The following is a 24803-nucleotide window of genomic DNA, read 5'->3' as shown; positions in this document are numbered from 1 at the left end:
CAATCCTCCAGGGTTCAGACAAAGCGGCAGGCAATCGAGCCGAGCAGGTCGTAGTCGACGTGGAAGGTGTCGCCAGGGCGGGCCGCGACCGGGCGCGTAAACGAGCCGCCGAGGATGATCTGTCCCGGCAGCAGGGTCACGTCATAGGGCGCCAGTTTGTTTGCCAGCCAGGCCACGCCCTTGGCCGGGTGGTTGAGCACGGCGGCGGAAACGCCGGACTCCTCGATCACGCCATTGCGGTATAGCACCGCGGGCACTTTGCGCAGGTCAATCTCGGTGGGACGCACGGCACGGCCGCCCAGCACCACGCCGGCATTCGCCGCGTTGTCGGAGATGGTGTCGAAGACCTTGCGCGTCGCGTGGGTGTGCGGGTCGACCTGCTGGATGCGTGCGTCGATGATCTCCAGCGCGGGGATCACCCATTCGGTGGCGTCGAGCACATCGAACACCGTGCAGTTCGGGCCCTTGAGGGGTTTGCCGAGGATAAACGCCAGCTCCACTTCCACCCGCGGCACGATGAACCGTTCGAAGGGAATGTCGCTGCCTTCGTCGAAGAACATGTCATCGAGCAGGGCGCCGTAGTCCGGTTCGGTGATGTTTGACGAAACCTGCATGGCCCGCGAGGTGAGGCCGATCTTGTGGCCCTTCAGCGTGCGGCCGTCCTGGATCTTTTGCGCAACCCAGGCACGCTGGATCGCGTAGGCGTCTTCAAGGGTGATGCCGGGGTAGTCGAGGGAAAACTGGCGCACCTGTTCGCGGCTGCGTTCGGCGCGGTCCAGGTGGGCAGCGGCCGCAAGAATTTGTTGGGAGTCGAGCATGGCAACGGTCCTTAACGGGGATTGACGATGGCGGCGTGGGTGCGCAGCACCAACAGACCGCCGAGGGCGATAAATGCAGCGAGTACGTACAGCGCCAGACTGGCGCTCTGGGTGGCGTCGCGCATCCAGCCGATCAGGTACGGCGCAAGAAACGCGGCGACGCCGCCGAACGAACTGATCATGGCGATGCCGGCCGCCTGGGTGGTGTTGGAGAGAAACGCCGGCGGCAGTTGCCAGAACATCGGCAAGGCCGCGCTGGCGCCCATGCCGGCGACCACCAGCCCGCCCATCACCAGCAGCGGGTTGTCCGGCGCCAGGCCCGCCACGGCGATGCCGACGGCCGCCATCAGCAGCGGCACGCACAGGTGCCAGCGCCGTTCGCGGTGGCGGTCGGACGAACGCCCGCAGCCGATCATGAAGAAACACCCGGCCAGGTACGGCACGGCGCTGAGCAGGCCGACCTGGCTGTCGCGGCCGATACCGGCGCCGTGGATCAGCGTGGGCATCCAGAACGCCAGGGTGTTCACCGCCAGCATCACCGCGAAATACACCGCCACCAGCAACCACACCTGCGGGTCACGCAGGATGCCGCCGAACGAGGTGATGGTCTTGCGCTGTTCTTCACTGCGCAGTTGGGTGTGCAGCTGAAGTTTTTGCTCAGCCGTCAGCCAATTCACCGAGTCGAAACTGTCCGGCAACCACTTGAGTACCACCAGCCCGAGCAGCACCACCGGCAGGCCCTCGATCAGGAACATCCACTGCCAGCCGCGCAGGCCGCCTACATCATGGAAGTGTTCAAGGATCGCCCCGGACAACGGCCCGCCCAGCACGCCGGCCATGGGCACCGCAATGGCAAACAACGCCGTGACCTGGGCGCGGCGGCGTGCCGGGTACCAGCGGTTGAGAAACACCAGGATGCCTGGGAAAAAACCGGCCTCGGCCACCCCCAGCAGAAAGCGCAGCACATAGAAACCCCGGGCGCTCTCCACCCACAGCATGCCGGTGGACAGCAGGCCCCACACCACCATCAGGCTGGCGATCCAGCGCCGGGGGCCGACGCGGTCCAGCGCCAGGTTGCTCGGCACGCCAAACAGCGCATAGGCGATAAAGAACAACCCGGCGCCGAAGCCGTACACCGTGTCGCTGAAGTGCAGGTCGCTGCTCATCTGCATCTTGGCGAAGCCGATGTTGATGCGGTCCAGGTGGGCGAACAGGTAACACACCAGCAACAGCGGCATCAGGCGCCAGGTCACTGAACGATGGGTACGGTCGTGCTCGGCCAGCACGCGGCTGGCAGTCGATTGGGCTGTGCTCATGATGTTGTACTTTTTGTCTGAGAGGCCGTGAAGGGAGCGACGGGATCTATCCCGTCGGGTTATTCAGGAACGCATGCACGTTGTTCTGCTTGAAATTCAGCTGCGGGTGCAGCTCGACCATCTCGAAGGACAGCGCTAGCAAGCGTTGCGCCTGCAGCTCGGCGAAGTGCGTGGTGATCACAGCAAACAACGCCTCGGCCACCGCCTGGCGCGTGGCCAGGTCGCGACCGTGGCCGACCTTGAGGGTCATGTGCACAAACGCGTAGTCGTGCTTGCCATCGGCCATGCGCCAGGCGTCCAGGCGCACGCCACGGCTGCGGATACCGCCGAGGGGGAACACGCCACTGTCTCCCAGCACGCGGTGGACCTGTTCAAAGAGGCCGGGCAAATCGGCCTGTTGTTCGATGTTGTCGGTGTACTCGGCGATAAAGTGCGGCATGGGTTTCTCCCAGGTTTACAGCGGGAAAATCGCGTTGATCTGACCGGTGCCCGAACTGCCGAACGGCGGCGTGATGATCTCTGCGGGCTTGGCATAATCCGGCCCACCAAGCAGCCCCAGGAGCATGGCGGTGTCGTGCATCTTGCCTTCGCCGAAGCAGTGTTCGGCGTAGTCCGGCAGCATCGCGTAGAACTCCTTGAAGCGGCCTTGCTTCCACATCTCCACCACATGCAGGTCTACCTGCTTGTCGAACTCGCGGGTCCAGTTGTGGATATTCGCTTCGGCTTGGCGGTCATCCGAAAAACGGTGGGACAGCGAACCGGAGGCCAACACCAGCACCTTGCGGTCACTCTTTTCGATGGCCCGGCGCACAGCGGCACCGAATGCAAAGCTGTCTTCCAGGCGATGCCATGCGCACCAGGCGGCGATGGAAATGACTTTGAATTTCTCATCCTCCGGCACCCCCATGTGCATGTAGCGCATGGGCACCAGCGTGCCGTATTCCAGCTCCAGGCTCGGGATGTTATGGGCCATGCTGCGCACGCCGGCCGCGTTGGCCTCGGCGGCGATCAACTCGCCCAGCGCGGGGCAGCCGGGGTAGGCGTAGTCCATGTTCTTGATGAAGTGCGGCAGCTCGTTGCTGGTGTAGGTGCCCTGGAACTGCTCGCCACAGTTGACGTGGTAACCACTGTTGACCAGCCAGTGCACATCGAACACCACCGCCGTGTCGGCGCCCAGTTCGCGGGCGCGACGGCCGATTTCCTTGTGCCCGGCAATCGCCGCTTCGCGACAGCCGTGATGCTTGCCGGGCAGTTCCGACAGGTACATCGACGGTACGTGGCAGATCTTCGCCGCCAGGACCACTTCGCCCATGATGATTCTCCTGAATTATTGTTGTCTTGAGGCCTACATCTGTTGTGGCGAGGGAGCTTGCTCCCGCTGGGCTGCGCAGCAGCCCTCTTGGCGGCCGCTGCGCAGCCGAACGGGAGCAAGCTCCCTCGCCACAGGGATAATTTCATCCCATTTCATACACCCCAACGCGGGATGTGATGGCTGCCCATGGAAATGCACACGTTCTTGATCTCGGCAAACACTTCGAAGCTGTACTGGCCACCTTCACGCCCGGTGCCGGAGCCTTTGACCCCGCCGAACGGCTGGCGCAGGTCGCGTACGTTCTGGCTGTTGATAAATACCATGCCGGCTTCAATCCCGCGCGCCAGGCGATGGGCCTTGCCAATGTCCTGGGTCCAGATGTAGGAGGCCAGGCCGTACTCGGTGTCGTTGGCCAATTGCAGGGCCTCGGCTTCGTCCTTGAACGGGATCAGGCACACCACCGGGCCGAAGATTTCTTCCTGGGCGATGCGCATCTTGTTGTTCACGTCGGCAAACACGGTCGGCTGGATGAACTGGCCTTTGCTCAAATGCGCCGGCAGGTTGGCCGGGCGTTCCAGGCCGCCGGCAAGCAGGGTGGCGCCTTCCTCGAGACCAATCCTGATGTAGCCCGTGACCTTGTCGTAATGCGCCTGGGTGATCATCGAACCGACTTGGGTCTTTGGATCCTGCGGGTCACCGACGATCAACCGTTTGGCGCGCGCCGCGAATTCGGCGATGAACTGCGGGTACACGCTTTCCTGGATAAAGATCCGGCTGCCGGCGGTGCAGCGCTCGCCGTTCAAGGAAAAAATGGTGAACAGCGCCGCGTCGAGGGCGCGCTCCAGGTCGGCGTCCTCGAAGATCAGCACCGGCGACTTGCCGCCCAGCTCCATGGAGTACTTCTTCAGGCCGGCGGTCTGCATGATCTTCTTGCCGGTGGCGGTGCCGCCGGTAAAGGAAATCGCCCGCACGTCCGGGTGGCGCACCAGCGCGTCGCCGGCCGTGGCGCCGTAGCCCTGGATCACGTTGAGCACGCCGTTGGGGATGCCGGCTTCCACCGCCAGGCGTCCCAGTTCATTGGCGGTCAGCGGCGACAGTTCGGACATCTTCAACACCGCCGTATTGCCCAGGGCCAGGCATGGTGCGGTCTTCCAGGTGGCGGTCATGAACGGCACATTCCACGGCGACACCAACCCGCACACGCCTACCGGTTGGTAGAGCGTGTAGTTGAGCATCTGGTCGTCCACCGGGTAGCTGTGGCCGTCCATGCGCGTGCAGACTTCGGCAAAGAAGTCGAAGTTGTGCGACGCCCTTGGGATCAGCACGTTTTTGGTCTGGTGGATCGGCAGGCCGGTGTCGAGGGTTTCCAGCTCGGCCAGGTGCGGCACGTTCTGTTCGATCAATTCACCCAGCTTGCGCATCAGGCGTGCGCGCTCCTTGGCCGGGGTGTTGGCCCATTTTGGGAAGGCCTCTTTGGCGGCTGCCACGGCTTGGGCGACTTCTTGCGCACCGCCGCTGGCAACCTCACCCATCGCTTCGCCGGTGGCCGGGTTGTAGTTGGTGAAGGTGTCTTTGCTTTCGACCTCGCGGCCGTTGATCCAGTGTTTGATCATGCTGCTTACGCCTCTTTCCGGGCAGAGAAGAACTCCGCCTCGCTGACAATTCGGTTGACCAGGCGGCCCACGCCTTCGACTTCCACCACCACTTCATCGCCGGGTACCACGTCGGCCAGGCCTTCGGGCGTGCCGGTGGCGATCATGTCGCCGGGTTGCAGGGTCATGAAGCTGGACAGGTATTCGATGAGGTACGGAATATCGAAAATCATGTCGCGGGTGCTGCCCTCCTGGCGCAGTTCACCGTTGATCCAGGTGCGCAGGGTCAGGTTGCCGGGGTCGGGCACATCGGCCACATCGACGATCCACGGGCCGACCGGAGTGGTGGCGTCGCGGTTTTTCACGCGCAGGTTGGGGCGGTAGTAGTTTTCCAGGTAGTCGCGGATCGCGTAGTCGTTGCACACCGTGTAGCCGGCCAGGTAGTCGAGCGCATCGGCACGTTTGACGTTGCGTGCGGCCTTGCCGATCACCGCCACCAGCTCGCACTCGTAGTGCATGTAGGCGACATTGTCCGGGCGCCAGGTGACCTGGCGGTGGCCGGTGTAGGTGCCGACGGACTTGATGAAGGCCAGCGGCTCGGTCGGTGGCGTGAAGGCCAATTCGGCGGCGTGATCGGCGTAGTTCAAGCCGAGGGCGAACATGTTGCCGGTGGCTGGGGGCAGCCACTCGACCTGATCCTCCGCGAGCAGGCGACCGTCGTTCAGGCGCACGGCATTGTCGGCTTCTACCTGCACCGCGTGGATTTCATTTTCAAAACGAATGCGCGCGCGTTTCATGCCGGGGTCTCCGCTTGAATATGACTGACCAGGCGGCCCACGCCGCTGATTTCGACCTCAACCTTGTCGCCGGGCAGCACATCGACACGGCCTTCGGGCGTGCCGGTGATCAGCACGTCGCCGGCGTGCAGGGTCATGAACTCGCTGATCTCGGCGATCAATTGCGGGATGTCCCGCACCCAGTTAGCGGTGGAGTTTTCCTGGCGCAGTTCACCATTGACCCACAGCTTTAGGCTCAGCTGATTGGGGTTGTCCACCTGTTCCCGTGGCACCAACGCCGGCCCCAGCGCGCAGAACCCATCGCGGCATTTGGCTTTGACGGCGGGGCGGTAGTAGCTGTCTTCCGGCAGGCTGAATTCGTTGACCACCACATAACCGGCCACATGGGCCATGGCATTGTCCAGGCTGACGCGGCTGGCGCGCTGGCCGATCACCACGCCTAACGCAGGACCGGGTTGCAGGCGTTCACCCTGAGGGTGCAGCACCACCGCATCGTGCTGGTTGCGCGTGTTCGGGGTCTTGATAAACAGCACCGGCTGGGTCGGCGGCTTCTGGTAGGGCGCCTGCTGGAAGGCGGCGAGATGCTGGTCCAGCAGGCCCTGGTAGTTCAGCGCAACGCCAAACAGGGTGCCGCTGGCAACATCATGCAGGGTACGGCTCATGCGTTTCTCCTGGCGGTGGCGACTGCTGCATAGGCAGTTCGTTAAGTTGTTAACGTTATAATTAATATGTTAACTACCGTCAAGCGTGGCAAAATCCGGTGGCATTCAAATAACAACAAGGGGGCAGCGTGCAGCCGATTCCCAACATCAATATCGGGCAGGTCTACGACCAGCGTTACAGCGATGCCGAGGTGCATTACGACCAGCTCGGTAACCTGGCGGGTTTTTTCGGGCGCAACATGCCCGTGCACCGACATGACCGGTTTTTCCAGGTGCATTACGTGAAAAGTGGCGCGGTGCGGGTGTACCTGGACGACCGCCAGTATGTGGAATCCGGGCCGATGTTCTTTCTCACGCCGCCCACGGTGCCCCACGCCTTTGTCACCGAGGCGGATGCCGATGGGCACGTGCTGACGGTACGTCAGCAGTTGGTGTGGGGATTGATCGACGCCGACCCCAGCCTGGCGTCCGGCGCCGCCTGTGTGGCGTTGACGGCGGGTGACCAAGGCCTGGATCGATTGTTCGAAGAGTTGAGCGATGAGATCAACGCCGAGCGGGCAGGGCGTGCGACGGCCCTGGACAGCCTGACGCGGCTGATCATGATTCGCCTGCTGCGGCTGTGCGCCCACTCGTTACCGGCGCGGCCGACCCGCCACGAAGACCTGCGCATCTTCCATCGTTTCAACGAGTTGATCGAGGCGCACTACCTGGAACACTGGCCGCTGGCGCGCTATGCCGAGGGGATTGGTGTGACCGAAGCACGCCTGAATGAGGTGTGCCGGCGCCTGGCCGACCTGCCGTCCAAGCGCCTGATCCTGGAACGGGTGATGCAGGAAGCCAAGCGCCTGCTGTTGTTCACCGGCAGCTCCGCCAACGAAATCTGCTACCAGCTGGGCTTCAAGGACCCGGCGTATTTCAGCCGGTTTTTCCTTCGTTATGCGCAGGTGACGCCGGGGGAGTATCGGCTGCGGCAGTCGGGCTTGCGTTGACCTGCCACGCGCCGCCCAGCGCGGTGTACAACTTCACCTCGGCCACCAACTGCGCCAGGCGGTCGATGATCAACGCCTGTTGTGAGCTGAACAGCGCACGTTGCGCATCGAGGAAGGTGAGGTTGCTGTCCACGCCGCTGCGGTAGCGGTGTTCGGCCAGGTTGTAATACTGCTGGTTGGCCGCGACGAAATCCCGTTGCGCCTCCAGTTGATCGGTGTAGGTCTGCCGCGCCGCGAGACCATCGGCGACTTCCTGGAAGGCGGTCTGGATGGATTTTTCGTACTGCGCCACCGTGATGTCCTTTTGCAGCTTGGCGTAGTCGAGGCTGGCGCGCAGGCTGCCGGCGTTGAAGATCGGCAAGTTGATCTGCGGCTGGAACGTCCAACTGCCGGAGCCGCCCTTGAACAGCCCCGACAGTTCCGTACTGGCGCTGCCGGCGTTGGCAGTGAGGCTCACGGAAGGGAAAAACGCCGCGCGTGCGGCGCCAATATTGGCATTGGCGGCGCGCAGTTGGTACTCGGCCTGGAGGATGTCCGGGCGACGTTGCAGCAGGTCCGAAGGCAGGCCGGCCGGCACCCGCGCGACCCAGTCATCCGCCAGTGGGCGCGCCGGCAAGTGTTCATCCACCGGGCCACCCACCAACAGGGCCAGGCTGTTGAGGTCCTGGGCGACCTGGCGCTCATAACGGGCCACGCTGGCGCGGGTGCTTTCGACGCTGGTACTGGCTTGTACCACGTCCAGTGCCGAGGCCTTGCCGGCGGTTTTGCTGCCGCGGGTGAGGCGCAGGCTGTGTTCGTTGGCCACCAGGGTTTGGCGGGCCAGGGCCAGCAACTCCTGGTCGGCACGCCAGGTCAGGTAGGCATTGGCGACGTTGGCCACCAGGCTCAACTGCGCGCTGCGCCGCGCCTCTTCGGTGCCGAGGTAGGTGAGCATCGCCTGTTCGCTGAGGCTGCGGATGCGGCCGAATAAATCCAGTTCATAGGCACTGATGCCCAGGGTCGCGGAATAGCTTGAGGTAATGGCAGGCTTGCCGGTGCCGGTCACATCCCCCGGCAAACGCCGACGCTGACCGGCGCCGGTGGCAGAGACGGCCGGGAACAGATCCGCCCGCTGGAGGCGGTACTGCGCCTGGAACGCCTCGACGTTCAGCGCCGCGACCCGCAGGTCGCGGTTGTTGACCAACGCCTCGCCAATCAACCGTTGCAACGCCGGGTCATGAAACAACTGCTGCCAGTCCGACGTGCCGGACTGCGCCAGTGCGTACACCCCTTGCTGGGGATACTGCGCCGGCACGGGCGCCTCCGGCCGGTGGTAATCGGGGATCAGCGAGCAGCCGCCGAGCAGCCCTGCCAGTGCGAATGCGCTTAATTTATTCATCAGGCGCCAACCATCCATTTGGCCAGGCCATGCCGACCGCTCACGCCCAACTTGGCGGCGGCGCGCTTGAGGTAGGTTTCGATGGAGCTGTTCTTCACGCTGAGTTTTTCCGCCATCTGCGGCACGGTGCCGCCGGTCAGCAGGCCCAGGCAAACCTCTTGTTCGCGGGCCGACAGGGTGATTTCACCGAGGGACAGGCGCTTGTAGAACTCACGCTGCAATTGGGATTGCTCCAGCAAAGTGTGGGCCGGTTCGGCCTCGGGGTGGGGCGCCTGGCGCAGGCTCTGGGCGTGGCATTCGATCAATGGCAGCAGGGTGTCCGACAGGCACTTGAGAAACGACAACTCGGCCAGTGAAAACCCACGATGGTTGGGCGGGCGATAAAACGAAATCACACAGCGCCGGTTGCCCTGGCGCGACACCAGGTTGCACTGGTGCGAGGTGCCGCGCGGGAACGCGCTCTTGGCCTTGGCCCTTAGCTGGATCAGCAGCGGGTCCTGCATGCCGAGCATTTCCCGCAGCAACGGGTGGTCGTCCATCGAGTTCAGGGCCAGGGGCGGCAGGTCCTGGGTCTGGCCGGCGCTGCCGAGCAGCTTGATATCGAGCACACGGTCGCGCAGCTCGTCGAGGGTCCATTCGCTGAGGTCCACCAGGTGGATCGGCACCCACTTGTCCACCAGGTGCAGCATGTGTGCGGCGAAATCCGCGTGGCCACTGTTGGCAATCAACTCGCCCATTTCGGCATAGAAATTCGGGCTCTGCGCGTTGGCAATACTGCTGGTCAAACTCATAGCCATCTCATCCTTGATGTCGAAAACCGTCAACAGACTCTCTGGGCCTCTGCGGGGGCGATCCGTTGCTCACACACCAGAGTCGGTAGTCGAGAGTGTATTTAGCCAGGGGATTTGTCCTACGTATGTAGCAGAAACGAGGGACACAACGTGCCATAAAAACCACGTCATTAATTCGACGTTTCTGAGAGGTAATTCCGGCCGATAAAAATCAGAAGAGGCTTTTAGAGTTAGTTAACTATCTGATAAATAACAATAATTCTTATATTTAAAAACAATTGATGAATACTGACAGCGGGCAGGTATAGCCAATTTCCTACACAGTTTTAATCGTTTCAGCAGTGAACCATCAGCCAAGCTCAATCTATCCATTTGGATGTCCGGGTTTAGGGTGACAGACACTCCCCTATGCCCATGCTCCAATCCAGCCTATTCGTCGTAATGGGCCTCCCTGCGCGGCCAGTGCCTGAACCCCATGAGAAGGATCTTATGAAGCAATCCTCCAGCTTCCCCCTTACTGCCGCCCAACAGGACATCTGGCTCGACCAACTGCGTATGAGCGATTCGCCGCTGTACAACATCGGCGGCTATGTGGATTTCGCCGGTCCCATCGCGCCAGACCTGATGCTGCGCGCCATCGAGTTATTGGTGATCAAGCACGATGCGTTGCGCACGCAGCTGCACACCGACGCCAACGGTTTGCCTCGACAAACCTTCGCCACCACGTTGCCCGTCGAATTGGCCCTGCATGATGTTGCCGGGGAGGCTGATCCCCAGGCCGCCAGCCAGGCGTTGATGCAGGCGCAAATGGCCCTGCCATTCACCCTGCAGGGCGCGCCTTTGTTTCGCTTTTTTCTGGTCAAGCTCGACGACGATCACTACCGTCTTGGCACCCAGGCCCACCACCTGATCCTCGATGGCTGGGGCTTTGGCCAGATGCTGCAATCCCTGGCCCGGCTGTACACCGACCTGCAACAAGGCCGGCAGCCGGAGCCGTTGGCGCCGTCCTATGTCGACTTCATCGACGCGGATGAGCGCTACCACGCCTCGGCCCGGTATGCCCGCGACCGTGGGTATTGGCTGGGCAAATACCGCATGCTGCCGCAGCCCTTACTGACCCCCCGGCATACCGCCAAGGCGTCCAGCAATACCCTGGCCCAAGCATTTCCGGTGGCGCTGCTCAACCGCATGGAACAAGTGGCCAACCGTTACCAGGCCTCGGCATTTCATGTACTGCTGGCGGCGATGTATGTGTATTTCACCCGCACCGCCCAGCGTCCCGACTGGGTGGTGGGGCTGCCGATTCTCAACCGTTCCAATGCGCGTTTTCGTTCCACTGTCGGGCTGTTCACCCAGGTCAGCGCGGTTCGTTTGCAGTTCGATGAGCAGTTGCCGTTCAGCGCACTGGTGCGTGGGGTTCGTGACCAGCTCAAGCAGGACTTCCGCCACCAGCGTTTCCCCCTGAGCGAGATGAACCGTGAGCTGGGCTTGCGCCGCACCGATCGCGGTCAGTTGTTCGACCTGTCGGTGTCCTTCGAGCAGGATGACCACGAACTGCGCTACGGCACCACCGAGGCCCGCGCGGTCAAGGTGTCCAACCACCATGAGCCGTTGCCGCTGGCGATCCACCTGCGCAGCAACCGTTACCAGGACACCGCGTGCCTGCATTGCGTCTACAACGAAGCGTACTTCCAACACGACGACGTGCTCGCCCTGGCGCAGCGCTTCACCTGGCTGCTGGAACAAGGCTTGGAAGACGTGGCGCTGAAGATCAGTGACTTTTCCCTGGTGACGCCCGCCGAACAGGCGCAGCTGCAACAGTGGAACGCCACCGCCCAGCCCAACGCACCGCTGCAAACCCTGCACGGCCGCATCGAAGCCCAGGCCGCCCGTACGCCGGACGCCGTGGCGGCGGTGCACCAAGGTCGCCAACTGAGTTACGCCCAACTCAACCAGCAGGCCAATGCCCTGGCCCATCAACTGCTGGAGCGTGGCGTAAAACCGGACGATCGCGTGGTGATTCTGGCGCGGCGCGGGTTGGAGACGCTGGTGGGCTTGCTGGCGATCCTGAAATCCGGCGCCTGCTACGTGCCGGTCGACCCAACCCATCCGGCCGAGCGCCTGAACTATTTACTGCAAGACAGCGACCCGGTGGTGGTGCTCACCCAGCACGATCTGCTGTCGCGTTTGCCTGCGCTGGAGGTGCCGGTGATCCAGCTGGATCGCCCGACCTTCCACCTGGGTACCAACCCCCGCGTAGCGGTCAGTCCTTCCAATCTTGCCTATGTGATCTACACCTCTGGCTCCACTGGCCTGCCCAAGGGCGTGATGGTCGAGCATCACACCGTCGCGAACCTGGTGGACTGGCATTGCCAGGCCTTCGACCTGCACGCCGGCAGCCACACCGCCAGCGTCGCGGGCTTCGGGTTTGACGCGATGGCCTGGGAAATCTGGCCAGCGTTGTGCGTGGGCGCCACCGTGCACCTGCCGCCGGCGCATGACGGCGCCGAAGATATCGACGCGCTGCTCCGTTGGTGGCAGGCGCAGCCGCTGCAGGTGTGCTTCCTGCCAACGCCCGTAGCCGAGTACGCCTTCAGCCAAGGCCTGCAACACCCGACCCTGCGCACCCTGCTGATCGGCGGCGACCGGCTGCGGTCCTTTACTCAGGCGCAGTCCTTTGCGGTGATCAACAACTACGGCCCCACCGAAGCCACGGTGGTCGCCACCTCCGGCCGCATGGAAGTGGGCCAGCCGTTGCACATCGGCGCGCCCATCGCCAATGCCACGGTGTATTTGCTGGATGAACAGCAACGCCCGGTGCCCATCGGCGTGGCAGGGGAGTTGTACGTCGGCGGCAAAGGCGTCGCGCGGGGTTATCTCAATCGCCCCGAGCTGAGCGCCGAGCGCTTCCTCGACGACCCATTTATCGAAGGCCGCATGTACCGCACCGGCGACCTCGCGCGCTGGCTGCCGGAGGGCAACCTGGAATACCTGGGGCGCAATGACGACCAGGTGAAAATCCGTGGCATGCGCATCGAACTGGGCGAAATTGAATCCGCACTTGCCGCCCATCCGCAGGTGCAGGAAGCATTGGTGCAGTCACGGGATGGGCAATTGCTCGCCTGGTTCGTCCCCCGCGAAGCGCTGCAGATCGAAGCCTTGCGTACCCACCTGCAGGCCTCGCTGCCCGACTACATGTTGCCCGCCGCCTACACGCAACTGGACGCGCTGCCCCTGACCGCCAACGGCAAGCTCGACCGCAAGGCATTGCCCGCGCCGACCCAGGACGCCTTTGTCACGCGGCTGTACGAAGCTCCGCACGCCGGGGTGGAATCCCTGTTGGCGCAACTCTGGGCCGAGCTGTTGCAGGTGCAACAGATCGGGCGTCACGACCACTTTTTTGAACTCGGCGGGCATTCGTTGCTGGCCGTGCAATTGGTGCAACGCATGCGCCAGGTCGGGCTGCGTGCCGATGTGCAGGTGCTGTTCGGCCAGCCGACCCTGGCGGCCTTGGCGGCGGCCAGTGAATACGGCGAGATGGACGCGCCTGAGCTGGCCGCACTGGATCCTGAGAACCTGGCGCGCATCGTCGCGAGCATTCCCGGCGGCGCGGCCAACGTGCAGGACGTCTACCCACTGGCGCCGTTGCAGGAAGGCTTGCTCTACCACCACATCACCGACGAGCGCGATCCATACCAGCAACAGGCGCTGTTCAGTTTTGCCCGGCGTGAGCAGGTGGACGCGTTTGCCCAGGCCCTGCAACAGGTGATCAACCGCCACGACATCCTGCGCACCAGCCTGGTGTGGGATGCGCTTGAGCAGCCGATGCAAGTGGTGTGGCGTGAGGCGCTGTTACGCGTTGAACCGTTGCGCAAGGACTGTGAACCGCTGGATTTGCGCCAGGCTCCGCTTATGGCCCTGGAGTATGCCGAAGAACCGCAGCACCAGCGCTGGGTCGCTCGCCTGCGCTTTCATCACCTGGTCAACGACGCTACGTCCACCACGATCCTGATGCAGGAGCTCCGCGCCCATTTGCTCGGCCAGCAGGCACAACTGCCGGTGCCGGTGCCGTATCGTAATGTGGTGACGCAAGCCCGTTCGCCGGCACGGCAGGCTGGGCATGAGGCGTTCTTTCGCGAGCAACTGGGTGATGTCGACGAGCCGACGCTGGCCTTCGGGCTACAGGAACGCCAGGCGGACCGGGCACGCACGGATGAAGCCGAACGCGTGCTGAGCGACCGCCTCAATCAGCGCCTGCGTGCCCAGGCGCGAGGGTTGGGCGTGAGTGCCGCGAGCCTGTTCCACTTGGCCTGGGCCCAGGTGCTCAGCCGCGTGGCGGGGCGCGATGACGTGGTATTCGGCACCGTGTTGCTCGGCCGTCTGCAAGCGGGTGAGGGCGCTGACCGGGCCCTGGGCATGTTCATCAACACCTTGCCGCTGCGGGTGCGCCTGGCCGGGAAAACCGTCGCTGATGCCCTGCGCGATACCCACGCCCAGCTCAGCGCGTTGCTCGCCCATGAGCAGGCCTCGCTGGCGTTGGCCCAGCGTTGCAGCAGTGCATCGCCACTCTTCAACAGCCTGCTCAACTATCGCCACACCGACGCCGAACGCGACCTTACGTTGGTGCCGGGTATCGCCTTGCTCAGCAGTGAAGACATCCTCAGCTACCCGCTGATGCTGACCGTGGATGACATCGCCAGCGGCTTTCGGATCAAGGCCAAGGCTCCGCGTCAGGTCGGCGCCGAACGCTTGTTGGATTACCTTGAAACCGTGCTGGTCAACCTGACGGACGCGTTGGAGCAGGCACCGCAAACGCCACTGCGTGAAGTTCAGGTTGTGCCCGCCAGCGAGTTGAACACCTTGCTGGTGGACTTCAACGCCACTGAAACCGCATACCCCGAAACCCTCACCGTGCAGGCCCTGTTCGAAGCCCACGCGCGGCACATCCCCCATGCGGTGGCGGTGCAGGCCGGCGAGTTGCAACTGACCTACCGCGAACTCAACGAACGCGCCAATCAACTGGCCTTCCACCTGCGCGAACGCGGGGTGCAACCGGATTCCCGCGTGGCGCTGTGCGTCGAGCGCGGGCTGGACCTGGTGGTGGGCTTGCTGGCGATCCTCAAGGCCGGCGGCGCCTATGTGCCGCTGGACCCAGGCTACCCGCGCGAGCGCCTGGCCTACATGCTCCACGACAGCCAACCGGTGGCGCTGCTGGTGCACGGTGCGACCCGCGACTTGCCCGGTGAGGTGTCGATTCCGGTGATCGACTTCGACCACTGCGCGTGGAGCCAGGCCCCCATCGGCAACCCGTTGGTGCCGGGCTTGAGCGTCGCCAACCTGGCCTACGTGATGTACACCTCGGGCTCCACCGGCACGCCCAAGGGCGTGATGATCGAGCATCGGGGCCTCGGTAACCTGATGCATTGGGGCTCGCAGTTGTGCCCCAACGCCGAGGGTGGCGCGCTGTTGCAACGGGCGCCCTTCAGCTTCGACGGCTCGGTGTGGGAGCTGTTCTGGCCGCTCACCAACGGCATGCGGTTGGTGCTCGCCCGGCCTGATGGGCATCGTGAGCCTGCCTACCTGGCACAGGTGATTCGCGAGCAACAGATCAGCGTGATCAAGTTCGTGCCGGCCATGCTCCAGCAGTTTCTGGAACTGGAAGAGTCGGCCCTGTGCACCAGCCTGACCGACGTGCTGTGTGGCGGCGGCGAACTCACCGAAGCCCTGGCCCGTGGCGTGCAGGCGCGCTTGCCCAAGGTGCGCCTGCATAACGTCTACGGGCCCACCGAGGCCACGGTGGATAGCAGCGCCTGGACCCTGGAACCCGGCGCGCCGGTGCCTGCGCTGCAACTGCCGATTGGCCGGGCGATCAACAACACACGCCTTTATGTACTGGATGAACACGATGCGCCGGTGCCGATGGGGGTCAGTGGGCAGTTGCATATCGGCGGGGTCGGCGTGGCCCGTGGTTACCTGGGGCTGGAGCAGATGACCGCCGAACGGTTTATCGACAGCCCGTTTGTTGACGGCGACCGGCTGTACCGCACTGGCGACCTGGTGCGTTACCTGCCGGACGGTAACCTTGAGTTCCTGGGGCGTAATGACTTCCAGGTCAAACTGCGTGGCGTGCGCTTGGAGTTGGGGGAAATTGAATCACGGCTAATGGCGCATCCGGCGTTGCGCGAAGTGGCGGTGTTGATTCGGGATGAGCGGTTGGTCGCCTATTTCACTGTGCGTGAGGAGGCACCGAGCCTGGAAACCCTGCGCGTGCATGTGCTGGAGCAGTTGCCGGAGTACATGGTGCCGGCGGCGTTTGTGCAATTGGATGAATTGCCGCTCAATCCTGCGGGCAAACTTGACCGTAAGGCGTTGCCGGAGCCGGGGTTGGAGTCGGTGGTGAGTCGGGCTTATGAAGCGCCGGTGGGGGAAGTTGAGATGCTGATGGCTGGGATTTGGGCCGAGGTGCTGAAGCTTGAGCGGGTGGGGCGGCATGACCATTTCTTTGAATTGGGTGGGCATTCGTTGCTGGCGGTGAACCTGGTGGCGCGGATGCGTAAGGCAGGGTTGGAGGTGGATGCGCGGACGTTGTTCAGTCATCCGACGTTGGCGCAACTGGCGGCGCAGACGGCGACGCAGGTGCAGCGGGTGGAGGTGCCTCAGGCGGCCATTCCTCAGCTCAACCGGCGGCGTAGGATCTAAGGTTGGTAATGCGGACCCTGTGGGAGCTGGCTTGCCTGCGAAGGCGGCCTGACAGCCGACCTGGATGTTGGATCAGGCGGAGTACATATCCGTTATTTGGGTGATGGCGGGTATTGGTTCCGCCCTTACGGCGGGTCACTTTCGAAAAGCCGGAATGCCGGCCCAGTCGAAAGTAACCAAAGCGCTCTTGCCCCAACACTCGGCACCTCGCTTAGGCTCGGTGTGCCCGAACGAAGGCTTGAATCCGTGGGCCGCCGCGATGGGCCATCCTTGGCCCAGCGCGGCTAACCCGGCGTCCTGCCGGGTTACCCACGGATTCAAGCCTGCGTTCGGCCAGCGTGTTTGACGGGGCGCCTAAGATCAAAATCAAGATCAAGAGCGACTCGCTTCGCATCGTGGGTACGCGATTTCGTGTGGCGAGCGGGCTTGTCGAATCGTCGCACCGCCCGCGTTGGGCTGCGCAGCAGACCCAAAACCAGGCAGCGCGGCCAGATAGGTAAACGATGTCCCCGGTTTGTACCGGCCCCATGCAGCGCCAACTGGTTTCGCTGAGCATTGCCGGATGCCACGCTGAAAGCATTCATCAAACTGCCGACAGGCGCCTTATAACTCAAAAAAATTCGGCTATGCGATTCAGCTATTGGATTGTTCATGAGGTAATGCATTTAATTCGGGACCTAACTCATTGTTGTTCGGAATAAATCAGCGCCGTAAAGCGTTGTAATGAGTCACCGTTCCGCCTTAGAGATGAGCCATGAGCAACCTCGTTGCCCCCGCGCCCCTGATTCGCTTGCTTGACCTGTGCAAAACCTTTGGTGCCCAGCGGGCGCTGGATCAGGTCAGCCTGGATATTTATCCGGGCGAGGGCGTGGCGTTGCTCGGCGCCACGGGGGCGGGCAAATCGACCCTGGTAAAGATCCTCAGCGGCAGCCTGGCGCCGGACGCTGGTGAGCTGTGGGTCGATGGTCAGCGCCAACGTTTCACCTCGCCGTTGTCGGCGCGGCGGGTCGGCATCGTGGCTGTGCACCAACGCCCCGACGATGGGATCGCCCCCGGCCTGAGTGTGGCTGAGAACCTGTTGCTCGATGAGCTGGGCCAACCCGACGCCGACTTCTTGCTCAACCGCAAAAACCTGCTGCAACGCGCCGAAGCCATCGCCGCCGGGCTGGGCCTGGAGCTGCCGCTGCAACACCCGGTCGAACGCCTCGGCCAGGCGGACCGCCAACTGCTGGTGCTGGCTCGCGCCTTTGCACAGCAACCCCGATTCCTGATCCTCGACGAACCCACTGCCGCCCAGTCGGAAACCGACGCCGAACACCTGCTTGGCCTGATCGACAGCCAGCGCGCACGGGGTGTGGCGATCCTCTACATTTCCCAGCGCCTGTCCGACCTGCAACGGGTCACCAACCGCGCGATCGTGTTGCAGGAAGGACGGCTGACCAGTGACCTCAATACCCGGCACTTGCCAAGTGCCGCGTATACCCTGTTCGCAGATGTGGCCGAGCAGCCGGTGGTGACACCGGACCACACCTTGCCGGTGCCGTTCCTGGAACGGTTTACCCGCTCCGGATTTATCCGCAATCGGGCAGAGGGACGGGCGGTGCAGGAGCAGGTCGCAGGGTTGCGGGCGGACACGAGCGAGGCCGGTGTGCCGCGCAAAAGTGGGATCAATCCCGAGAGTTGATTTGCAGGCGTGGGCGCATCATAGATCAATGCCGCTTGTCGTTTTTTTTTGAGAAAAACATTACAACAGTCCGGTACATATTGAGTAATGAAAGGCCGGATTGTTTTTGTAATGTATTCAATAAGTCACTCAGTCTGTTGGAGATTTCGGTGGTGGGGTGACGTTCTTAAAACAAAGTGTTTGATATGCAATCACTGAGTGTCTGATTTCTATGCATGAAATTTCTGGTATTTATGAGTCGGTTAAAAATGGATCATCTTGAAAGTTTATCTTGATACGCTAAGTTTTGATGGAAAGTCGGTCACGCTTCCTGCGAGGTAAGCCATGAACGGTTATCCACTGTGCAAATCTTTTTTACTGGCCGCACTGTTTATAAAGGAACAGTTAAAGGAACCTGTTGCACTGTTCTGGATGGTGGTTTCTCCGGCGGTGACGTTCTATCTGATCGCCTATGCGAGGACGTCCAATGATGATCGAGCGATCAGTTATCTCGCCGTTACGTCATGGTTCTATGCCTTTATCGCCTGTAGCGTGGCTTTTTTTGGCCTGGCGTTTTATATCGTCGGGCGAAGAGAAAGTGGCTTCTTGCGCTCTTTTGTCTACACGACACCGACTAAGCTCATCTTTCTACTTGGGCAGTTTTTTGCCTATTCCTTCTTGTCGATTGTTTATTGCTTGGTGTTCTACGGCCTGACGCAATTTTATTTTGGGCCGGGGGTGGCAGTGTCGGATGTGCTGGATGTCGTGTTGAGGTTTTATATCTGTTTTCTCTTGTTCTCCATATTTTCGATGTTGCTTACATTGGCTCCGCTAAGTTTTCAAAATGCCAGCACCGTTTTTTCTGTCTTGTTGTGTTTGATGTTGGCGCTTGGAATTGTCAGTGCCAGTTCATCTCATACTGCGCTCCAGGTCATCAAACTGTTAAATCCGATGGGGTGGGCTAATCAAATAATGCTGGAGGGGGGCGCGGGGTCGATAGAGGTCGTGCTGGTTGTCATGGCGGCCTTTTCGATCTCCTTTGGCGTGACCTTTCGATTGTTGCTCATCAACCCAGTCTGGAGCCGATACTGATGAAGAAACTTATCGTCAGCTCACTCGGGGTCAGTTACCCAGGCCATGTACTGTTCAGCAACGCTTCTCTGACAGTCGCAGCCGGCTCCATATCAGGCCTTCTTGGCCCAAACGGCTCCGGCAAGACCACTTTTTTTGATGTGCTGTGCGGCCTGAAGAAAATAGAGGGCGGTGAGGTAAACAGCTCTTTCTCCAAGCTGCTGTACCTGTCGCAGATCATCAGCACGCCGCCTGTATTTCGCATGTTCGACATCTTCAAAATGGCCATGCTGTTTTGCTCCGACACCAAGGTCACTCAACAACATGCACTCGATAAAATCGAAAAATGGAGCCCCGGTATCGCAGAGCGTTACTGCGAGATATGGAACAAAAAATCCGCACTCTGCAGTTATGGGGAAAAGCGTTGGTTTTTTACGTTGTCCCTGCTCTGCGCCAACGCTGACCTGGTGATACTGGATGAACCCACGGCGGGTGTGGATCCCGAGTTTCGTTATCACATCTGGCGTTGTTTGGAGGGGGCAGCGGCAGAGGGTGTCGCGGTGTTGGTTTCATCGCACAACGTCGATGAAATCGTCGCCCATTGCGATGACTTTTACATGCTGAGTCAAAGGCGATTCAACCGTTTCACTGATGCCCAAGGCTTCATGCACGCCTACGACGCGCAAAGCCTGGATGAGGCATTCATCCACGCCGCCAGTTTGCCAAAAGGATAAGACCCTCTTCTATTTGCGCAGGGGAATGAACGCCACGCTCCCATCCTCACGCTTGTGAAACCACCGCTCGCCATTATCGGGCTGGGTGCTAATCACCCGATGATCCTCGCCCAGGTAGGCCAGTGGCGGGGGATCGTCCTTGGCGTACTGCGTGACAATGATGGTGCGTTGCGGATCGAAAGCTTTGCCGCTGGTTTTTTCCAGCCAGGCCAGGAATGCCGCGCTATCACCCTGGCGCGGAAAGTCCTGGGTTTCGGCCACGTAGTAGAACGGCTTGCCGCCGTTTTGCAGGTACATCGGCACTTTGTTGTCCGCTTCCACCAGCACCAATTGCCATTGCTCCCACGGCGCGATTTGGGTCGCTTCGGCTCGCACGTCTTCGGCAAAGCGGGTCACGCCGCCGTTGCTGTTGCTCCAGGGGTAGGCCACGCCGAGTATCAACAGCATCAGCGCGGCGGCGATAGCGAAGCCTTTGAACCAGCTTGACTGGCTGGCTGGCCGTGCCCGCAGGCGTTCGCTGACCCACCAGGCGCCGAGCAGTTGGGCGAAGGGCACCAGTGGCAGTACGTAGTAGCTGCGTCGGCTGCCGCTGGCGGTGAAGAACACGAACAGCAGGCCCAGGCCCCACACCAGCCAGCGCACGTTCGGCGGCGTGTGGCGCCAGTGCCGCAGCGCCAGCCACAGGCCAAGCAGCCAGCACTGCACCCAGGGCAGGGTGTAGGCGGGCAGGTAGATCAGGTAGGTGTAGATCGGGCCCATATGGTCGAACGGGTCGAAAAAACGCACCACGTTTTCGCGGAACACCAACGCCAGGCCGCTGCTGCCATAGCTGGGGGCACCGTAGACATGGGACAGCACGAAGGGCACGGCATACACCGCCGCAGCGATCAGCAAAGCACACACCAGGCGCAGGTTGAGGTGGCGTTTGTAGCGATGTTCAGCCAGCAGGTGCGGTAGCAGCACCAGGCCGGGCAGCACAAAACCGATCAGCCCTTTGAACAGCGATGTCACGGCCAGCAGCAGGAAGAACACGGTATAGCGACCCAGCCGCGTGTCCTCCGGCCCGCGCCAGTACCACCACACCGCCGCCAGCACACCACACACCGTCAGCACGTCGGCCGTGGCCACGCGCGCCCAGAACAGGAAGTAGAAGGTGGTGGCGAGCATCCAACCGGCAATCAGCCCGGTGCCCTTGCGCAGCAGTTGTTCGCCGATCAGGTAGACCAGCCACACGCTCAGCCAGGCGCCGATCACGGACGGCAAGCGCAGTGACCAGGGACCGAGGCCACCCAGCAAGTGGGCACTGGCGGTGATCAGCCAGTAGGAGGGCAGGGGTTTGTCGTAATAGGGCGCGCCCTTGAGGTAGGGATCGAAATAGTCACCGCTCTGCAGCATCTGCAAGGCGATGTTCGCCCAACGGGTTTCCGGGCCCCACAGGTCGCGTGCGCCCAGGCCGGTCAGCAGCAGCACGGCGGTGACGCCCAGCAACAGCAGCAGGGCGCCGCGTTCGTTCTTCCAGAAAGCCGCCATCACGGCGATTTCGAGTAGATGATCAGTTCGAGGGAGCCCTTGTAGTAGCGTTTGCCTCCGGGCGGCAGTTGCCCGGCTTCGCGCATTTCACTGGTGCTGTTGACGCGCATCAGTACGCCCACCGAGCCGAGTTGGCGCTGTTCCTTGAGCCAGGCCTGCACCTCTTCCAATTCCACTTTGCGGTGCACCGAACCTGCGTACTGCAAGCCATAACGCAACTCGCCCTCGGTGTCGTACAGCGCCACTTCCGGGCGTTTCAGGCGCCAGGCCAAGGCACTGGCATTCCCCAGTTCGTTGCTCAGCAGGGCTTGGGTCTGTTGCAGTTCTTCCAGGTGTTCGAGCACAAACTGGTCGGGCATTTCGTTGTCCGCGATCCACTCCGGCATGCTCGCCGGCAGCAGGATCACCAGCAGGCCGATGCCCAGCGCCGGCATCGCCCACAGCGTCAGCGGGCGGAAGGCTTGCAGCAGGTTGGTGAGGATCCACCCCAGCAACACGATAAACGCCAGGGACAGGCTGAACATCTCCGCATGGCTGTTGCTGTACAAGGGCCGGGCGATTTGCAGGTAGATCAGCACGACCATGGCCGCCATGCCGATCACGAAGTTGAGCAGGCCATTGAGGCAGATCGTGCGGGCTTTATGCCGGTTGATCAGGTCGACCAGCGTATGCCCCATCAACAAGGCCAGGGGCAGCAGGCACGGCATGATGTAGGTCGGCAGCTTGCCGTTGCTCAGGCTGAAGAAACCCAGTGGTAACAGCAGCCACAGGGCCAGGAAGGCGATGGCCGGTTGGCGCTTTTCCTGCCAGGTCTTGCGCAGGGTGCTCGGCAGCAACCCTGCCCAAGGCAGGCACGCTACCGCGATGATCGGCAGGAAGAACCACCACGGCCGCACGTGTTGCGCGTTGTCGGCGCTGAAGCGGCGGATGTGTTCATTCCAGAAAAAGAAGCGCCAGAAGTCCGGTTCCTGCAGATGGATCGCCAGCGCCCAAGGCAGGCACACCAACAAGCACACCAGCATGGCCAGCGGGCCATAGCGCAGCAGTTCGCCCAGGCGGCGTTGCCAGAGCATGTAAGGCACGGCGATCAACACCGGCAACGCCAGAGCCAGGAAGCCCTTGGTCAGGAAACCCAGGGCGCAGGCCAGGCCCACGACGGTCCACGCCCAAAGACGGCCGCGTACTGTGTGGCTGTCGAGGGCAAACCACAGGGCCACCAGGCTCAGGTTGACCCACAGGGTGAATTGCGGATCCAGGTTGGAGTAGCCCGCTTGCCCGGCCACCAGGCCGAAGCTCAGATAGAGCAGGGCGCAGGCGAAGCTTTTGCGCGGGTCATTCCACAGGCGGCGGGCGATCAGGTAGGCCAGCAGCACGCTCAAGCCGGATGTAAGCGCCGAGGCGATGCGCACACCGAACAGGTTCTGGCCGAACACCGCTTGGCCCAAGGCGATCAACCAATAGCCGCCAGCGGGTTTTTCAAAATAGCGGATGCCCATGAAATGCGGCGCTACCCAGTTGCCGCTCTGGAGCATTTCCTGGCTGATCTGGGCGTAGCGGGTTTCGTCCGGGATCCACAAGCCGTGCAGGCCCAGGGGCAACAGGTAAAACGCGACAAAGGCCAATAATAAAAGTGGCAGAGATTTTAATCGAGTCATGCAAACGTCGCTCCCTGACGTTTAGTTGTGGGGATTTCAAGTAATGAAGTAATAGAAGAAAAAGTCACAGCATTCACTGAATTACGGAAAATAGTCATGATGTCCTTAGTTAAAAGGCGCAACTAAACATGCCAGAGCAGGGCTGTCTTTTTGCTGAACAAATGGACAGGAAAATGTTTAAAGTTGTTTTAACGCGGCCGGCCAGTCCGGGCCATTGACGATGCCCAGCGTCTTGAATTTGCCGTTGGGCAATACCTGCACGAACAAGGCGCTGCCGTATTTGGGGAAGGCGGCATGGGGAAAGCCCAGGGTGCTTTCGAAGTCGGCAATGCAGCCGCTGTGGGTGACGAAGACCAGGTTGCGTCCGGGGGTTTTGTGGCTGAGTAATTCTTCGCCCATGGCTGCGCCGCAGACGGCTTGCTGGCCGGAGGTCAGTTCGTTTTTACCAAACATGAAGCGCAAGGTCTGAGCGGTGCGGATGGCCGGGCTGGCCAGCACGTCGCTGCCGTCCATGCCCAGTGTTTTAAAGGCTTTGCCCAGTGTTTCGGCGTTCTGGCTGCCGTTGATCGTCAGGCCCTCCACGGGGCCCAGGCAAGGGTTGGTCGAGCGGTCGCAACGCTCTTCGTGGCGCACCAGCACGATCAGGTCACCGTCGCGCCAGAGGGGCAGCACGTGAGACGTCAGCAGGCGGTTGCCGACGCCGAGGTCCTTGGGTGACGCGTGCCAGAGCAGGCTGGCGGCGAACAGCAAACCCACCACCAGGAGCCCCAGCCACAGGCGTCGCAGGCGCTTGATAAAGGCCCATCGCGAGCGCGGTTTGGTCAGGGTAAGGTCAACCACTTCATTCACCATGGGCAGTGTTGGCAATGTTGTATTAATTAGACGCAACGTGTTGGCGTATGCCCACAGTGAAGCCAGAGGCTGTCACAGGGAGGCTGTCTTTTCGCTGAACATGTTGCGGTTAAAAAGTTGTCAGGCATGGCAACTAACAAGTTGCCGACGAATGACCCATGGCCGGTAATCTAGAGTGCGTGGGGTGGTTAGCCGGTGAAATCCATGTGAAAAATTTGCATGGCCTGGAGCGGCAGCCGTTATTCTCGATTGCCACCCCTCAAACGAGTGTTCTCATGCTGCAGGTGCAAGGTGTGTTCAAAAGCTATGCCACCCCCCAAGGGCCGTTGGCGGTGTTGGCCGGTGTGGACCTGCACCTGGCCGAGCGCAGCAGCCTGGCGTTGATGGGCGAGTCGGGTAGCGGCAAGAGCACTTTGCTGCATCTGGTGGCCGGCCTGGACCGAGTGGACGGTGGCAGCATCCAGGTCGGCGAGCAGCGCCTCGACCAACTCAGCGAAGCGCAGCTGGCCCACTGGCGGCGCACGGAGATCGGGCTGGTGTTCCAGCAGTTCAACCTGATCGGCAGCCTGCGGGTCGAGGATAATTTGGCGTTCCAGGCACGGTTGGCCGGGCGGTTTGATCCGCAGTGGCAGGCACAGTTGGTGGAGCGCCTGGGCCTGGGTGATCTGCTCAAGCGTTATCCGGAACAGCTTTCCGGCGGTCAGCAGCAACGGGTCGCGGTGGGGCGCGCGTTGGCGTCACGGCCGCGTCTGTTATTGGCCGACGAACCCACCGGCAACCTCGACGAAGCCACCAGCGACGAGGTGTTGCAACTGCTGCTGGACCTGTTGCGCGACAGTCCCACCAGCTTGTTGATGGTCACCCATAGCCCACGCATCGCTGCCCGCCTGGACCGGCAGGTGGTGTTGCATCGCGGTCGTGTCGTGCCCGCGAGCGCTGTTTGA

At 61.9% G+C, this 24803-nt stretch carries 18 protein-coding genes; 6 read left to right on the top strand and 12 right to left on the bottom strand.

Annotated elements, in window-relative coordinates:
- Positions 1-14: 14 nt before the first annotated feature.
- The 7 genes from hpaH to OZ428_RS21795 all read right to left on the bottom strand — a co-directional run bounded on the left by hpaH (position 15) and on the right by OZ428_RS21795 (position 6497).
- Positions 15-818, bottom strand: coding sequence for a 2-oxo-hept-4-ene-1,7-dioate hydratase (gene hpaH / locus OZ428_RS21825; RefSeq protein WP_269131261.1), 804 nt, complete (start codon positions 816-818; stop codon positions 15-17).
- A gap of 11 nt (positions 819-829) precedes the next feature.
- On the bottom strand, positions 830-2134 hold the full coding sequence (locus OZ428_RS21820) for an MFS transporter (protein ID WP_269131260.1): 1305 nt from the start codon (positions 2132-2134) through the stop codon (positions 830-832).
- A 46-nt stretch (positions 2135-2180) separates the two neighbouring features.
- A complete protein-coding gene (locus OZ428_RS21815; protein WP_177076751.1) occupies positions 2181-2573 on the bottom strand; it encodes a 5-carboxymethyl-2-hydroxymuconate Delta-isomerase in 393 nt (130 codons plus the stop codon).
- Between the two features lie 15 nt (positions 2574-2588).
- Positions 2589-3446 carry a 3,4-dihydroxyphenylacetate 2,3-dioxygenase gene (gene hpaD, locus OZ428_RS21810; protein ID WP_269131259.1) on the bottom strand — a complete coding sequence of 286 codons (858 nt, stop codon included), beginning with the start codon at positions 3444-3446 and terminating at the stop codon, positions 2589-2591.
- A gap of 152 nt (positions 3447-3598) precedes the next feature.
- Positions 3599-5059, bottom strand: a complete 1461-nt coding sequence (gene hpaE / locus OZ428_RS21805; protein ID WP_269131258.1) for a 5-carboxymethyl-2-hydroxymuconate semialdehyde dehydrogenase — start codon at positions 5057-5059, stop codon at positions 3599-3601.
- A gap of 5 nt (positions 5060-5064) precedes the next feature.
- Positions 5065-5835 (bottom strand): fumarylacetoacetate hydrolase family protein, encoded by a 771-nt coding sequence (locus tag OZ428_RS21800; protein WP_269131257.1) that lies wholly within the window; start codon positions 5833-5835, stop codon positions 5065-5067.
- Positions 5832-6497: a fumarylacetoacetate hydrolase family protein gene (locus OZ428_RS21795; protein ID WP_269131256.1), complete on the bottom strand. Its 666-nt coding sequence runs from the start codon at positions 6495-6497 to the stop codon at positions 5832-5834. The genes OZ428_RS21800 and OZ428_RS21795 overlap by 4 nt, the downstream gene beginning before the upstream one ends.
- 128 nt (positions 6498-6625) lie before the next feature.
- On the opposite strand from OZ428_RS21795, the gene hpaA reads away from it, so the two are divergent.
- Positions 6626-7486, top strand: coding sequence for a 4-hydroxyphenylacetate catabolism regulatory protein HpaA (hpaA, locus tag OZ428_RS21790; protein WP_269131255.1), 861 nt, complete (start codon positions 6626-6628; stop codon positions 7484-7486).
- Here the strand turns inward: hpaA and OZ428_RS21785 are convergent.
- Positions 7413-8864, bottom strand: a complete 1452-nt coding sequence (locus OZ428_RS21785) for an efflux transporter outer membrane subunit (RefSeq protein ID WP_269131254.1) — start codon at positions 8862-8864, stop codon at positions 7413-7415. The two genes, hpaA and OZ428_RS21785, sit on opposite strands and share 74 nt — an antisense overlap.
- On the bottom strand, positions 8864-9655 hold the full coding sequence (locus OZ428_RS21780) for a helix-turn-helix transcriptional regulator (protein WP_061448993.1): 792 nt from the start codon (positions 9653-9655) through the stop codon (positions 8864-8866). The genes OZ428_RS21785 and OZ428_RS21780 overlap by 1 nt, the downstream gene beginning before the upstream one ends.
- Before the next feature lie 489 nt (positions 9656-10144).
- Between OZ428_RS21780 and OZ428_RS21775 the strand changes: the two genes are divergently transcribed.
- The 4 genes from OZ428_RS21775 to OZ428_RS21760 all read left to right on the top strand — a co-directional run bounded on the left by OZ428_RS21775 (position 10145) and on the right by OZ428_RS21760 (position 19822).
- Positions 10145-16354, top strand: coding sequence for a non-ribosomal peptide synthetase (locus OZ428_RS21775; RefSeq protein WP_269131253.1), 6210 nt, complete (start codon positions 10145-10147; stop codon positions 16352-16354).
- A gap of 754 nt (positions 16355-17108) precedes the next feature.
- Positions 17109-18038, top strand: coding sequence for an ATP-binding cassette domain-containing protein (locus OZ428_RS21770; protein WP_269131252.1), 930 nt, complete (start codon positions 17109-17111; stop codon positions 18036-18038).
- A 324-nt stretch (positions 18039-18362) separates the two neighbouring features.
- Complete coding sequence (locus OZ428_RS21765) at positions 18363-19109, top strand: ABC transporter permease (protein ID WP_269131251.1); 747 nt, start codon at positions 18363-18365, stop codon at positions 19107-19109.
- Positions 19109-19822: an AAA family ATPase gene (locus OZ428_RS21760; protein WP_033903312.1), complete on the top strand. Its 714-nt coding sequence runs from the start codon at positions 19109-19111 to the stop codon at positions 19820-19822. The genes OZ428_RS21765 and OZ428_RS21760 overlap by 1 nt, the downstream gene beginning before the upstream one ends.
- Positions 19823-19831: 9 nt before the next feature.
- On the opposite strand, the gene OZ428_RS21755 is transcribed toward OZ428_RS21760, so the two are convergent.
- From OZ428_RS21755 to OZ428_RS21745, 3 genes are all read right to left on the bottom strand, one after another.
- Positions 19832-21352, bottom strand: coding sequence for an ArnT family glycosyltransferase (locus OZ428_RS21755; protein WP_269131250.1), 1521 nt, complete (start codon positions 21350-21352; stop codon positions 19832-19834).
- Positions 21352-23007, bottom strand: coding sequence for a lipid IV(A) 4-amino-4-deoxy-L-arabinosyltransferase (gene arnT / locus OZ428_RS21750; RefSeq protein ID WP_269131249.1), 1656 nt, complete (start codon positions 23005-23007; stop codon positions 21352-21354). Before arnT ends, OZ428_RS21755 begins: the two co-directional genes overlap by 1 nt.
- 177 nt (positions 23008-23184) lie before the next feature.
- Positions 23185-23859: a histidine phosphatase family protein gene (locus tag OZ428_RS21745; RefSeq protein ID WP_033903309.1), complete on the bottom strand. Its 675-nt coding sequence runs from the start codon at positions 23857-23859 to the stop codon at positions 23185-23187.
- 275 nt (positions 23860-24134) lie between these two features.
- On the opposite strand from OZ428_RS21745, the gene OZ428_RS21740 reads away from it, so the two are divergent.
- Positions 24135-24803, top strand: a complete 669-nt coding sequence (locus tag OZ428_RS21740; protein ID WP_269131248.1) for an ABC transporter ATP-binding protein — start codon at positions 24135-24137, stop codon at positions 24801-24803.

The sequence above is a fragment of the Pseudomonas sp. GXZC genome, from assembly GCF_026967615.1.
In the GTDB taxonomy this organism is placed as follows: domain Bacteria; phylum Pseudomonadota; class Gammaproteobacteria; order Pseudomonadales; family Pseudomonadaceae; genus Aquipseudomonas; species Aquipseudomonas azotoformans_A.
The sequence above is the reverse complement of the archived record's forward strand: the minus strand, read 5'-3'. Positions and strand labels throughout refer to the sequence as shown.

What these genes read in the sequence shown, in the direction of transcription:
- OZ428_RS21755 (WP_269131250.1), bottom strand. Translation starts at nt 21,352, where the DNA reads ATGGCGGCTTTCTGGAAGAACGAACGCGGCGCCCTGCTGCTGTTGCTG.
- OZ428_RS21780 (WP_061448993.1), bottom strand. Translation starts at nt 9,655, where the DNA reads ATGAGTTTGACCAGCAGTATTGCCAACGCGCAGAGCCCGAATTTCTAT.
- OZ428_RS21740 (WP_269131248.1), top strand. Translation starts at nt 24,135, where the DNA reads ATGCTGCAGGTGCAAGGTGTGTTCAAAAGCTATGCCACCCCCCAAGGG.
- OZ428_RS21795 (WP_269131256.1), bottom strand. Translation starts at nt 6,497, where the DNA reads ATGAGCCGTACCCTGCATGATGTTGCCAGCGGCACCCTGTTTGGCGTT.
- OZ428_RS21745 (WP_033903309.1), bottom strand. Translation starts at nt 23,859, where the DNA reads ATGGTGAATGAAGTGGTTGACCTTACCCTGACCAAACCGCGCTCGCGA.
- OZ428_RS21765 (WP_269131251.1), top strand. Translation starts at nt 18,363, where the DNA reads ATGAACGGTTATCCACTGTGCAAATCTTTTTTACTGGCCGCACTGTTT.
- arnT (WP_269131249.1), bottom strand. Translation starts at nt 23,007, where the DNA reads ATGACTCGATTAAAATCTCTGCCACTTTTATTATTGGCCTTTGTCGCG.
- hpaE (WP_269131258.1), bottom strand. Translation starts at nt 5,059, where the DNA reads ATGATCAAACACTGGATCAACGGCCGCGAGGTCGAAAGCAAAGACACC.
- hpaH (WP_269131261.1), bottom strand. Translation starts at nt 818, where the DNA reads ATGCTCGACTCCCAACAAATTCTTGCGGCCGCTGCCCACCTGGACCGC.
- OZ428_RS21775 (WP_269131253.1), top strand. Translation starts at nt 10,145, where the DNA reads ATGAAGCAATCCTCCAGCTTCCCCCTTACTGCCGCCCAACAGGACATC.
- OZ428_RS21785 (WP_269131254.1), bottom strand. Translation starts at nt 8,864, where the DNA reads ATGAATAAATTAAGCGCATTCGCACTGGCAGGGCTGCTCGGCGGCTGC.
- OZ428_RS21815 (WP_177076751.1), bottom strand. Translation starts at nt 2,573, where the DNA reads ATGCCGCACTTTATCGCCGAGTACACCGACAACATCGAACAACAGGCC.
- OZ428_RS21770 (WP_269131252.1), top strand. Translation starts at nt 17,109, where the DNA reads ATGAGCAACCTCGTTGCCCCCGCGCCCCTGATTCGCTTGCTTGACCTG.
- OZ428_RS21760 (WP_033903312.1), top strand. Translation starts at nt 19,109, where the DNA reads ATGAAGAAACTTATCGTCAGCTCACTCGGGGTCAGTTACCCAGGCCAT.
- hpaD (WP_269131259.1), bottom strand. Translation starts at nt 3,446, where the DNA reads ATGGGCGAAGTGGTCCTGGCGGCGAAGATCTGCCACGTACCGTCGATG.
- OZ428_RS21800 (WP_269131257.1), bottom strand. Translation starts at nt 5,835, where the DNA reads ATGAAACGCGCGCGCATTCGTTTTGAAAATGAAATCCACGCGGTGCAG.
- OZ428_RS21820 (WP_269131260.1), bottom strand. Translation starts at nt 2,134, where the DNA reads ATGAGCACAGCCCAATCGACTGCCAGCCGCGTGCTGGCCGAGCACGAC.